Genomic DNA, 12,122 nt, shown 5'->3' with positions numbered 1-12,122 from the left:
ATCTCCCACTCCTGCCACGCTCCGCGATATAGCCAGACCATCGGCGGCTGATGACCCGCACCGTCGTCTTCTGATTCCTCGTCCCCCGGGCCGCCGAACTCATGCGCGTTGTATTGCGCAAGCGCCTGCTCGATGGCGGAGTAACACATGCGGTGCGTCCCGTGTGGATCCGACAGGTCGCCCGCAACGAAGATGTGTGTCGGCTGAATCTCGCTGAGCAAGTCCAGAACAATCTGGATGTCCTCGTCATCGATCGGATCCTTCTTGACACGACCGGTCTTGTAGAACGGCATGTCAAGGAACCTGGCGCACGAGGCATCCAGCCCGATCACCTCAATCCCGGCAACCGCTTCCGTGTACCGGATGTAGGCCTTGAGGTCCTGCACTTCCTTGAGATCAACGGAAGCCGGCTCTTTGTCCTTGAAGAACTGTTCGATGCCATCCACCTTGTCGGAGATCGTTCCGGCCTGCTCGTCCCCGACGAACATCGGCGCCGTCATCTCCACAAAACGGAGATGCCGGCTTACATCGCCATCAAAGACGGCTACCGATCCGTTCGTCATGTAGGCAACCTTTGTATCGTTGCCGTTCTGCGCCAGCTTGAGCAACGTCCCTCCCATTGAAATCACATCATCGTCCGGATGCGGGCTGAACACGATGATCTTCTGGCTTGACGGCAGATCCTTCCGATACCAGATCCGCCGACGCAAGTCCTCAAACGTCGACCGGCACAGCTCATCCACGCCGCCGTAGTACGCATGTACGAGACTGTGCAAGTGATTCTGATGGAAGTCCGACACCTCCAGCCACTGGATGGACTTGCCCACCTTCTTGGACAACCAGATCACGGCCCGCTTGGCCAGGTGATCGTCCCAGTGAACTTGCCGGACGAGCCATGGGGTCTGCTCGCGCGTGAGCTGACCAGCCGCCGCCCGATCGAGATAGAAGGTGGCGTCCGGGTGCAGCTGCAAGTAGGTCGCCGAGACATCAGTCGTCGGCGCCTCCTCAACCGCACGGCGAATGATCGGCGCTTTGTGCTCGCCAGTGGCTATCAGAATGATCTCCTTCGCCTCCAGGATGGTACCGACTCCCATCGTGATGGCCTCTCGAGGTACGTAGCGCTCTTCAAAGAAGTCGCTTGCGGCATCCTTGCGCGTAATCTCGTCCAACACGATCAGGCGCGTCCGGTCGCCGATCTCGGACCCCGGCTCGTTGAATCCCACGTGGCCGCTGCGGCCCACCCCCAGCAAGAGCAGATCTATCCCGCCCGCCTTGGCAATCTCGCGCTCATACTCCGCACAGTGGTGCTCCACTTCTTCCGGCGTGATGTCCCCGCGCGGAATGCGAATATTCTCCGGGCGCACGTTGATGTGATCGAACAGATTCTCCATCATGAACCGCCGGTACGATTGGAGACTGTCCGGCTGGATCGGATAATATTCGTCCAGATTGAACGAGATCACGTTGGTGAAGTCCAGCCCTTCTTCCCGGTGCATTCGGGCAAGTTCGTGGTAAACGCCGATCGGCGTCGAGCCGGTCGGCAAGCCGAGGACGGCGTACTCGTTGGCTGCGTCCTTTTCCTGAATCAGCGTTCGAATGCGCCGGGCTGCCTGCAGCGCGATTTCTCCGGGATCGTCAAATATTAAGACCGGTACTCTTTCGCCAGCGCTTCCGCTTCTCTTATGTACCTGAATCTGACTCTCAAGCCGATCTATACTCATGAGCGTTCCTTGAGTGGATGTGCAACAGAAGAAGTCTGAAACGATAGCACGCGAAAGAGATTCCCAGTCGCTAGATTCGGGATCACGAACCATCGAATATTCACCAAACAAGCTAATGTCCCGACCCTCCCATCGCAATCCCTGGACGTGGGTACCCAGCCTGTACTTCAGCGAGGGGATCCCGTACGTCGTCGTGATGCTCGTATCCGTCATCATGTACAAGCGGCTGGGAGTGTCCAATACTGACATTGCTCTGTATACGAGCTGGCTGTACCTGCCATGGGTCATCAAGCCCCTCTGGAGCCCGCTTGTCGATACGATCAAGACCAAACGGTTCTGGACGATCGCGATGCAGCTCCTGATCGGCGCGGGGCTCGCCGGAGTCGCGCTGACAATCCCCGTTCCGGATTTCCTCAGATACACGCTCGCCTTTTTCTGGCTTCTCGCGTTCAGTTCAGCGACCCACGATATCGCGGCCGACGGATTCTACATGCTCGGCCTTTCGACACACGATCAAGCGTGGTTCGTAGGGATCCGAAGCACGTTCTACCGCATCGCTATGATCACCGGCCAGGGCCTCCTCATCATCCTGGCGGGGTACCTCGAAACCTCGACCGGGCTCGAGCCGATTCAAATTCAGGTTAACGCGCAAACGTCGACGTCGTCCGTCGCCTCGGTTGATGCCGCGTTCTATGATTCGACGAGACTGCAGGACGAAGGCGCGCCGCTTCGACTCATCGTGGATCCTGTCGAAATTGAAATTGCCGCGCGGCCGCAGTCGCGAGCAACTGTCGATTCCATTCTCGCGCAGGTTAGGGCCCACAACATTGGCAACCGATTCTACGAGCCCGAACGCGGCATCGATGACGATGGAATGGCAGATGCACCTTCAGCGTGGAATCGACTTGTGTCGGGACCGCTGAGACGGACCGTGCAGCGGCTCTTTGGCGCACAGACTGCGGAGACGGCACTACCCGATCTGGCAGGAAATGTCGGAGTCGTTCGCGTCTACCTTAGCAGGCCAATGGCTGCGGGAGAGCAGGTGGTTGTGAATCTCGGACGTGACTCCGGAGACAAGAGCGTACAGCTCATTGAGGGTGCACGCCTGGAGTTTGATCTGGACAACCAGAGGGAGAGCGCGCTCATCGCCTTTCAGCTCGATCCGAAGCTGAATCGGGCCACCGGTGCGTCCTTTGTCGGCCGATCCGGCAACATTGCGCTCGCATGGTCGATCACATTCTACGTACTGGCCGGCTTCTTCGTCGTGGCATTCGTGTATCACAAGGTGATCATGCCGTTCCCGGAAGAGGATGTCGCCATCGTCCAGGGCCCCGACTCCAGCATCCTCGCCGGGTTCATCGAGACGTTTACGTCATTCTTCAAGAAGCCAGGCATCGCGACGGCTATCACCTTCATGCTGCTCTTTCGGTTTGCGGAGGCACAGCTGGTCAAGCTCGCTTCCCCGTTCTTGCTCGACGCACGTGAAATAGGTGGACTTGCACTTACCACCGGCGAGGTGGGCTTTGTGTACGGCACCGTCGGTGTGCTGGCCCTTACGGCCGGGGGACTGCTTGGCGGATTCCTCGCTGCACGAAACGGCCTGAAGTTCTGGCTGTGGCCGATGGTCATCGCGATAAACATCCCGAACGCGGTATACGTGTTCCTATCGACCGTGGCGCCGGAGAGTCTTCTTACCGTGAACATTTGCGTGGCCATTGAGCAGTTTGGCTATGGCTTCGGGTTCACGGCGTATCTCCTGTACATGATCTACGTGGCCGACGGACAGCACAAGACTGCACACTACGCGATCTGCACCGGTTTCATGGCGCTCGGGATGATGATTCCCGGAATGTTCAGCGGCTGGCTGCAGGAGATCATCGGATACCCGAAGTTCTTCATATGGATTCTGATCGCTACGATTCCGGGGTTCATTGCGACGGCTCTGATCAAGATCGATCCCTCATTCGGCAAAAAGGAGGACAATGCGGAGGGCGATGCAAGCTGACCTGATCGGCTCAATTCCATGGCTCGCACCCCTGAATCACACAGACGACTATTTTCCCACTTCGATCACGCTTTGAGGCTCGAACAATGCCTGGATCTGGCACTTTCAAGGCCCTTGGGCCATACATCAGCATAGTCTGCGCCGCTCTGTTCTTCACATCTTGCGGTAGTCAGCGTCCCGTGAGGCAGGTGGGCGTGCCGCTCCCTGAGCCACCCGTCCCCCAGATGCAGCGCGAATTCCGCGCCGCATGGATCGCCACCGTCGCGAACATCGATTGGCCATCCCGGCCCGGACTTTCCACGACCGCCCAGAAGATGGAACTGCGCCGGCTCCTCGAACGCGCGCGCGCCGTCGGACTGAACGCCGTCATACTGCAGGTGCGCCCCGCCGCAGACGCCATGTACGACTCGCCAATCGAGCCGTGGTCGGAGTACCTGACCGGCACCATGGACGTGCCGCCGAAGCCCTACTACGATCCCCTTGCCTTCGCCGTAGAGGAAGCACATCGACGGGGACTGGAGATCCACGCCTGGTTCAACCCGTTCCGCGCCCTGCATCGAACCGCCACGGCGCCGCCGTCTGCCCGACATGTCAGCGTCGCATTTCCGGAGCTGGTTCGCGACTATGGCGAGCAGAAGTGGCTCGACCCCGGTGATCCACGTGCGCGTGACTACTCGCTGGCGGTCATCCTCGATGTAGTTGGACGATACGACATCGACGGGGTCCACCTGGACGACTATTTCTATCCCTACGAGGTCACGGACGACGACGGAGTAACTGTCGATTTCCCGGACGACTCCACCTGGGCTGCTGCGATAGAATCCGGGCTCGTCGGCTCCCGCAAAGACTGGAGAAGAAGCAACGTCGACCGATTTGTCGAGGATCTGGCGCGAGGCATCAAGGAGACAAAGCCGTGGGTTCGTTTTGGCATCAGTCCGTTTGGAATCTGGCGTCCCGGACATCCACCTCAGATCGAGGGATTCGATGCGTACGATCGCATTTATGCCGACTCCCGCAAGTGGCTGGTCAATGGGTGGGTGGACTACATGACTCCACAGCTGTACTGGGAGATAGAGAAGAAGGAACAGAGCTACCCGGCGCTGCTGGACTGGTGGCTCGAACAGAACCCTTACGGTCGACACATATGGCCGGGAAACTTCACGAGCCGCGTCATGATGACCGGTGCGCGCCAGTGGGCGCCGACTGAAATTCTCGACCAGGTCCTTGTCACACGGTCGCGAGATCGGGCAACAGGCAACGTCCATTTCAGCATGAAGTCATTGATGCGCGACAGCTCCGCGGCCGCGCCCGCGTTAGCGTCCCAGCTCTATGATGCGCCTTCGCTTGTGCCGGAGACCGGGTGGTTGGGCGGGCTGCGGCCCGCAAGACCTGAACTCACCGTCGATTCGCTTCGCGGCAACATGCTGATCGAAATGACGACCCCGTCGTCGGACACCTGGTTGTGGGTGATTCGGACCCTCGAAGAAGGAAGGTGGGTGGTCAATATTCTCCCGGGCTGGAAACAGCTTGTCGAGTATCCGGGTACATCCAGGCCCGAGGTCGTCATCGTGTCTGCCGTCTCCCGCCTTGGCCTCGAGGGACCAGCGCAGCGTATCGACCTTCCGGCCGGACCGTAGCCGCGCGTATCGGCGGCCTGAAGCCACATAGATCACTGGTGGTCATGAAGCGTTATCCAGGACGACTACTCGCCGTCGTCACCGTGTCATTGTTCCTGGCGTCACCAGCCCTGAGTCAGGAGGCATCGAATGAGATCACTGTTCGCCTTTTTGCGAACAGCAGGCCCTCGTCCGTTTCGATCGTACCATCGAAGGGCGAAGCAATGCTCTACGCCCGTCTTGACCAGGATGGGATTATGACCGTCCTGCCAGGCGACACGATCACGGTTCGACCTGACGCGCTTGGCCTGAGCGTCCGGGCTGGCGATATGGATATTCACCAGACCGAATTGCACGTACGTGTCTCGGGCGACGACGGACTCGTCGTGGGTATCGCAGAGAACGGCCGGTCGACCATCAGAAGATACCCGGGAACGATATCAATCCGAAAATCCGCCGAACAGGTCCTCGCGATCACAAACACGGTGCAGATAGAGCCGTACGTAGCGTCAGTCGTCGCGAAGGAGTACTCGCTCGGGGACAAGGAAGGTACGCGGGCCATGGCTGTCCTTGCCAGGACGCTCGCCGTCCGTTCGATTCTCGACAGTCGGCAAGAACTGGTTGACGGGGTGGGTGCGCAGGTGTATCACGGCCTCGATGTGGTCACTGAAGCGTCGCGTGAGGCTGCCAACTCGACGCGCGGAATCGTCCTGATGCACAAGGACGAACCGGTCGTTGCCGCATATTCTGCCTCGAACGGGGGCCACTCCGCCCGGAATTCAGATGTCTGGTCGGGCGAATCGCTCCCCTACCTCCGCGCGCGCAAGGACCGTTTCGATAGAGCCGCCTCGCCATACAACGACTGGTTGTCCCGCCTTTCCCGTGAACGCGTGCACGGCGCGCTTTCACAATTCACCGGGGCTTCGGTGACCGGGTTGTCCGTTGATTCCAGGAGCAAGGACGGGCGGGCCAGGACGGTCAAGTTGAAGTTGCAGGGTGCGCCCGACGCGGAACTCACGGGTACGGAGTTCCGGCAGGTCCTGACGGGCCGCTTTGGAGTGTCTGCCCTCCGCAGCACGATGTTCGACGTCAGGACGGAGGATGGCAACTACGTATTCGAGGGGTCAGGATTCGGCCATGGCGTCGGCCTCAGCCAATGGGGAGCACATGAGATGGCTGAGCGGGGCTACAACTTCGAAGAGATCCTGCATTTCTACTTTGCCGGCACGCGCACCCGCTCCATGGATAAGCTCGGTTTTGAGACGGGCGATCAAGTGGCGGCCGTGACACCCCCGACCGATGACGACGACCCGAGCCCACGATCGACCCGCCGTCCACGCAACGGCGAGCGTGGTACAACCGGCGGGCTCCGCGGCTGGAGCGCCTCCGTCGGAGCACCCGGCACCAGCTCAAGCGATCGCGATCGTGTTGGCTGGTAGGCAGGCTGCCCGTGACAGGCGTCACTGCGGTACCAGACCTCTCTCCGATTCGACAGGCCCGCCGCTTTCTGACTTGCGTGACTGGACGAAGGGAGGTAGTCTGCACGGTCGATCCGGGATTCGTCCCTGCCGGAGACTGCAAGCATCAACTTTTTGGCGATCATGTTCACACACGACGCGAGCGGGTTCACAGCTTTTTGCCCCGTTTCGTTGCGACTCATCACGGACAAGATCATGACGCGATATGTCGTCACTTCGTCGGTCACATGGCACTCTTCTCAGGTCAACAGCGTCGAGTACGATGTGTGGAGTACGGCGGCGCGACCTGCTGCGCTCCTGACCTGGGACTCCACTAGTTCCGAAGCCAACGATTCTTCCGGATATGCTCCGTCCGCGACGCTGCCGGGCCGGATGTCGTCCTTCGTACGATCGAGTACCCGAGTGTGGAGCCGTTGTATCCATCCGCAAGCCTGTCGCGACATGGCACGCGAGCGCGCAGTCGACGGACAGCCGTAGCGTGCGCATTGTTGGCCGCAGCCGCGGTTGCCGGTACCCCGGCGGTGCTCGGACAGACGCACGGCGTCGACTCGGTGATTCCGCCTCGTAACACGGTCGGTGTCTCGACCGTCGCGGATATCGCCCTGACTTTCTCGAGCGCGGTGCGGCCATCGTCCATAGACTCGACCACATTTCGCGTGTACGGAAGGTGGTCCGGTCCCGCTTCAGGCGACTTTAGATTCGAGAACGGGAACCGCCTGGTGCGCCTCAGCCCGAACCGACCGTTCTTTGCAGGTGAGCAGGTCTCCGTAAGTGTATCGGATTCCGTGACCTTTGAAGATGGGACGCCGTTTTCCGGAGGGCACTACTGGAGCTTCTGGGTTCGAAGCCTGCCGGCTGATCTAACAATGACGGAGACCGACCGGGTGCCAATCCGGCTTCCCGGTGAGAACCGGATTCAGAGCTACGGCGCGTATGCGGGCGACCTGAACGGCGATGGCTGGAGTGACCTGGCTATCCCAAACGAGATCGCCGCGGACGTCCGCGTCTTCCTGAATCAAAGCGGCACGTTCGATTCCTTCCAGATCTACCCCCTGCCCGGAAGCTCCATTCCCAGCGCAAACGAAGGTGCAGATTTCAACGGAGATGGACATATCGACCTGGCCGTCGGCAACAACGCAAGTGACAACGTCAACCTACTGCTCGGCACGATAGACGGACGGTTGAATGTGATGCCGGCCATCCCTGCGTCAGGTGACTCAAGAGCAGTGTGCGTTCTGGACATCGACTCAGACGGGGATGACGATATCATCACAGCGAGCAGATCCCGGAGTTCACTGTACCTGCTCATCAATGATGGCGCAGGCACCTTTCGCAGTCCCATACCGATTGATGGTGGCGGCGCGGGGGAAACTTCGTGCGCGGTCGCCGATGCGAATGGAGACGGTCGCGCGGATCTATTTGTAGGCTCGTACTTCTCCAGTGAAGTATCGCTTCTTCTCGGCGACGGCCGAGGCAGTCTGTTCCTGTCCTCGACGGTACCCGTCCCTGGACGGCCGTGGATGCTCGCGGCCGGTGATGTCGACGGCGACGGATATGCCGACGTGGCGTCGGCCGGCTCCACCGACAATACGGCTTCAGTGATTCGGAGTGACCAGCGCGGTCAACTGCAGACACCGCGGACCCTCGTAACGGGCATCTTTCCGCTGGCTATCGATCTTGGCGACATTGACGGCGACGGTGACCTGGACCTGGTCACGAGCAACTACTCGTCCGCCAGCTTCACGGTCTTCGAAAATCGCGGCGGTGGGCTGTTCAATCGTCACCGAGACTATCCGGCTTCGCAGGCGGGATCATGCGCGATCCTCCACGACCGCGACAACAACGGGACGCTGGACATGACGGCCGTCGACGAGCTCGACGATCTCCTGATCCTGTACGATACGACCCTTCTGCCCGTCGGAACGGAGTCTGATCCGGGGCCGGACGAACGTCCTTCCATCGAGATCTATCCGAACCCGGGCAGCGGCGACATTCGACTGACGACTTTCGATTCGAATTCCCGCAACGTCAACGCATCAATCCTTGATCTGATGGGCCGGGTGGTCGCCCGCCCCGCCGTGCACGCTTCGGCGCGCCACCGACACACCGCTGTGTGGAACCCGCAGAGCTTCGCGGCCGGGATTTATTTCGCCGTATTCCATCTCGACGGCAAGACCCGAGCGGCGAAATTTATCGTGACCCGCTGATTGTCACTGACCAGTGCCAGAGTCGTTCGGTATGGGTTCAGTCTGCCACTTCCATTCGCCCAACGGTCCGAGTTGGTCGTACGCCGTCAGGTCATGCTGGATTGGAGTGACAGAAACATAGCCCCGTTCGACCGCGCCGACGTCGGTATCCGGACCTTCGTCGAGATTTACGAACGTCCCTGACAGCCAGTAGTAACGTTCGTTGAATGGATCCCGCCGTTCCACAAAAGACTCCTCCCACATAGACCGCGCCTGGCGGGTGATCTCGATTCCGGAGATTTCGTGGTACGGCAGATCCGGGATGTTCACGTTAAGCAGAATCCCATCGGGCAAACCTCTGGAAAGAACGCTCTCGGCAACAAAGCGGGCCATACGTCCAGCCGTCTCGTAGTCCGTCGCGCGATAGTTACAGAGAGAAAATGCGATGGAGTCTATACCGAGAATTGCCGCTTCGGTCGCGGCACTCACGGTGCCGGAATAGATAATGTTGACGGCCGTATTCGGCCCTTTGTTGATTCCGCTCACGACCAGATCCGGCAATCGCGGAAGGAGCTTGTCCACCGCCAGCTTGACACAATCCGCCGGCGTACCGGTTACGGCGAACGCGGCCGCGTGCTCAGGGTCTCCGACAAGCTGCCAGCGTCGCGCGCGGACGGGCGAGCGAATGGTAATGGCATGGCCTACCGCACTCTGCTCATCGACCGGCGCCACGACGTGGATGTCTCCGAGCCCTTGCATCGCACACACGAGTGCGACGATACCCGGTGCGTCTATTCCGTCGTCGTTGCTGACCAGAATCAGTGGACGGTCAGAGGGGTTGCGTGCGGGTTTGTCCATCAGACGATCTAGTAGCTTTCGTCAATCGTCGGGAAGGATCGGGATCGAACATCTTGAATGTAGTTCTCAACCGCGCTCTGGATTTCGGACGCGAGGTGTCCGTATCGCCGAACAAAGCGCGGGTTGAAATCGGTCGTGAGTCCGAGCAGATCGTGCGTCACGAGCACCTGGCCGTCACAACTCGGTCCGGCCCCGATACCAATCGTTGGTATTCGGAGAGACCTGGTGACTTCGGCTGCGAGCTCAAGCGGAATCTTCTCGAGCACGATCGCAAAGCAGCCCGCCTGCTCAAGCAGCAACGAGTCACGCTTGAGCTGATCAGCTTCCTCTTTCTCCCGGGCGCGCACCTTGTAAGTCCCGAATCGGTAGATGCTCTGCGGTGTCAGCCCCAGATGACCCATCACCGGGATTCCCGCGGTGATGATGCGTTCGACGGTTCCGATGACGGCCGACCCGCCCTCCAGTTTGACGGCGTGGGCTCCGGATTCTTTCATGATGCGAATGGCAGATGCCAGCGCTCCCTTCGAGTTTCCCTGATACGATCCGAATGGAAGGTCCACTACGACCAGTGCACGTTGCACGCCGCGAACAACCGAGCTCGCGTGGTAAATCATCTGGTCGAGCGTAATGGGCAGTGTCGTCTCATGTCCGGCCATTACGTTGGAAGCCGAGTCGCCAACAAGAATTACGTCCACACCCGACTGGTCGAGGATGCGGGCCGACGTATAGTCATAGGCTGTCAGCATCGAGACGGGGGTCTCCGCCTTCTTCATCTCCTGCAACGTCTGGGTCGTAATGCGCCTGGCTTCCTCGATCGAGACTGTTGATCTGTGCGTGCTCATTCGTGAGACCCTCAATTACCGCCGTTCGCTTTCCGATAACGGCCATTATGTTTGTGAATCGGGTTCAGACTGGCAATATACAATGCCGACGATGACCCGGCGGATCGACCGAAACGAGAAAGGCGCCGCGGGGCGCCTTTCGAATCCTGGTATTGGGCTTCGACCTACTGACCCACCGGGGAGGCCGCTTCGTCGGTCTCAGACACTTGAATGCCGAGGCTTCTGGCAACATCCGCAGTAATATCCTTAACGGTCGCTGCGTTGACGTACAAGAGGCCGGGCGACTTGAACACGACGTCGAGTCCGTTCGCGGCTGCCACTTCGTTGACCGCATTGCCCACCTTCTCGATCAGCGGGTTCATCAGGTCAGCTTCAAATTCTGCAAGCTCCTGCTCCTTGCTCGCGCCCTGCTGCTGCAGTGCAAGATATCGCTGCTGCAATTCCTGCTGGCGCTCGGCAAGCTTCTCCGGCGAGAGAATCGGTGCCTGCTTTTCAAATTTCTGCATGTCGCCCTGGAGCTCACCGCTCAATGCCTCGAGTTCTTTTTGCGAACTCACGATCTGTCGCTGAACTCGCTCTGCATTTGTCTTGTACTCGGGAAGGTTCACGAGTACCAGCTCAGCGTCGGCGTATCCCATCTTGATCGTCTGGGCCGAGGCGGAGAAGGTTGTCACATTGGTTGCCAGCACTACCAGAAGTACACCGAGTGCAGCACCGAAAAGTCGTTTCAGAGTCGTCATCTATCGTCCCTGGGTTGTGTTCAAAAAGCTGATCCTAGCCACCGCGCTGTGTGGACTCAACATCAATGCCGAGTTCCTCCAGCACCTTCTCTCCAATGTCGTTCTGCTCCCGCGCATAGAGGAACAGGAAATCGCCACTGCGATCAAAAACGTAATCGTACCCTTCCGAGGTTGCCACTTCTTCAACCGCTTCCAGAATTCTCTCCTGAAGCGGCCGCATCAGCTTGTCTTGCTCGACAAACAACTCCCCCTCCGGGCCGAAGTATCTCATACGAAGGCGTTCGATTTCTTCTTCCTCGCGCATAATTTCTTCACGCTTCTTACGCCTCTCCTCGTTCGTATAGAGGAGTTCGCGCGACTGATAGTCCTTGAACATATCATCAACGCCGAGCCTCAATTGCTCGAGTTCGGAATCCCATTCAGACGCCAGGCGGTCAATCTGCTGCTGGATGGTCGCGTACTCGGGAATCCGATTCAGAATCGCGTCCGAATCGATAAAGGCGATTCGCTGTTGAGCCTGCAAAGGAACGGCCGTCGCAAGCACCAGCAAGGCAAGCAGCAAACCGGATCTGTAGAATGTCATAGCTCGAAGTCCTCCGCTGTTGTTGGCCATGCCCGAGTGTCCAGTTCTGTGGAAATACTGTCCATGATGAATGGCGTGAAGTCCCCGCCCGAT

At 59.2% G+C, this 12,122-nt stretch carries 10 protein-coding genes; 5 read left to right on the top strand and 5 right to left on the bottom strand.

The genetic code is table 11. From position 1 onward, the window contains the following. A partial coding sequence (gene nagB / locus HKN37_01165) for a glucosamine-6-phosphate deaminase (GenBank protein NNE45249.1) occupies positions 1–1,721 on the bottom strand: 1,721 nt, incomplete at its 3' end. 115 nt (positions 1,722–1,836) lie between these two features. Here nagB and HKN37_01160 point away from each other — a divergent pair. From HKN37_01160 to HKN37_01140, 5 genes are all read left to right on the top strand, one after another. Further along, entirely contained in the window at positions 1,837–3,726 is a 1,890-nt protein-coding gene (locus HKN37_01160) for an MFS transporter (protein ID NNE45248.1), read from the top strand. Between the two features lie 224 nt (positions 3,727–3,950). Beyond that, positions 3,951–5,363 carry a family 10 glycosylhydrolase gene (locus tag HKN37_01155; GenBank protein NNE45247.1) on the top strand — a complete coding sequence of 471 codons (1,413 nt, stop codon included), beginning with the start codon at positions 3,951–3,953 and terminating at the stop codon, positions 5,361–5,363. Between the two features lie 44 nt (positions 5,364–5,407). Beyond that, entirely contained in the window at positions 5,408–6,781 is a 1,374-nt protein-coding gene (locus HKN37_01150) for a SpoIID/LytB domain-containing protein (GenBank protein ID NNE45246.1), read from the top strand. A gap of 162 nt (positions 6,782–6,943) precedes the next feature. Beyond that, entirely contained in the window at positions 6,944–7,297 is a 354-nt protein-coding gene (locus tag HKN37_01145) for a hypothetical protein (GenBank protein NNE45245.1), read from the top strand. An 8-nt stretch (positions 7,298–7,305) separates the two neighbouring features. Then, on the top strand, positions 7,306–9,027 hold the full coding sequence (locus HKN37_01140) for a T9SS type A sorting domain-containing protein (protein ID NNE45244.1): 1,722 nt from the start codon (positions 7,306–7,308) through the stop codon (positions 9,025–9,027). A 3-nt stretch (positions 9,028–9,030) separates the two neighbouring features. On the opposite strand, the gene surE is transcribed toward HKN37_01140, so the two are convergent. The 4 genes from surE to HKN37_01120 form a co-directional block, all read right to left on the bottom strand. Further along, positions 9,031–9,864 (bottom strand): 5'/3'-nucleotidase SurE, encoded by an 834-nt coding sequence (gene surE, locus HKN37_01135; GenBank protein NNE45243.1) that lies wholly within the window; start codon positions 9,862–9,864, stop codon positions 9,031–9,033. A gap of 8 nt (positions 9,865–9,872) precedes the next feature. After that, a complete protein-coding gene (gene panB, locus HKN37_01130; GenBank protein NNE45242.1) occupies positions 9,873–10,706 on the bottom strand; it encodes a 3-methyl-2-oxobutanoate hydroxymethyltransferase in 834 nt (277 codons plus the stop codon). 164 nt (positions 10,707–10,870) lie between these two features. After that, positions 10,871–11,446, bottom strand: coding sequence for an OmpH family outer membrane protein (locus HKN37_01125; protein NNE45241.1), 576 nt, complete (start codon positions 11,444–11,446; stop codon positions 10,871–10,873). 34 nt (positions 11,447–11,480) lie between these two features. Next, positions 11,481–12,029 carry an OmpH family outer membrane protein gene (locus HKN37_01120; GenBank protein ID NNE45240.1) on the bottom strand — a complete coding sequence of 183 codons (549 nt, stop codon included), beginning with the start codon at positions 12,027–12,029 and terminating at the stop codon, positions 11,481–11,483. Between the last annotated feature and the right edge of the window lie 93 nt (positions 12,030–12,122).

The organism is Rhodothermales bacterium (assembly GCA_013002345.1).
Lineage (GTDB): Bacteria > Bacteroidota > Rhodothermia > Rhodothermales > JABDKH01 > JABDKH01.
The sequence above is the reverse complement of the archived record's forward strand: the minus strand, read 5'-3'. Positions and strand labels throughout refer to the sequence as shown.

What these genes read in the sequence shown, in the direction of transcription:
- HKN37_01155 (NNE45247.1), top strand. Translation starts at nt 3,951, where the DNA reads ATGCAGCGCGAATTCCGCGCCGCATGGATCGCCACCGTCGCGAACATC.
- HKN37_01160 (NNE45248.1), top strand. Translation starts at nt 1,837, where the DNA reads ATGTCCCGACCCTCCCATCGCAATCCCTGGACGTGGGTACCCAGCCTG.
- HKN37_01120 (NNE45240.1), bottom strand. Translation starts at nt 12,029, where the DNA reads ATGACATTCTACAGATCCGGTTTGCTGCTTGCCTTGCTGGTGCTTGCG.
- HKN37_01145 (NNE45245.1), top strand. Translation starts at nt 6,944, where the DNA reads ATGTTCACACACGACGCGAGCGGGTTCACAGCTTTTTGCCCCGTTTCG.
- HKN37_01125 (NNE45241.1), bottom strand. Translation starts at nt 11,446, where the DNA reads ATGACGACTCTGAAACGACTTTTCGGTGCTGCACTCGGTGTACTTCTG.
- panB (NNE45242.1), bottom strand. Translation starts at nt 10,706, where the DNA reads ATGAGCACGCACAGATCAACAGTCTCGATCGAGGAAGCCAGGCGCATT.
- surE (NNE45243.1), bottom strand. Translation starts at nt 9,864, where the DNA reads ATGGACAAACCCGCACGCAACCCCTCTGACCGTCCACTGATTCTGGTC.
- HKN37_01150 (NNE45246.1), top strand. Translation starts at nt 5,408, where the DNA reads ATGAAGCGTTATCCAGGACGACTACTCGCCGTCGTCACCGTGTCATTG.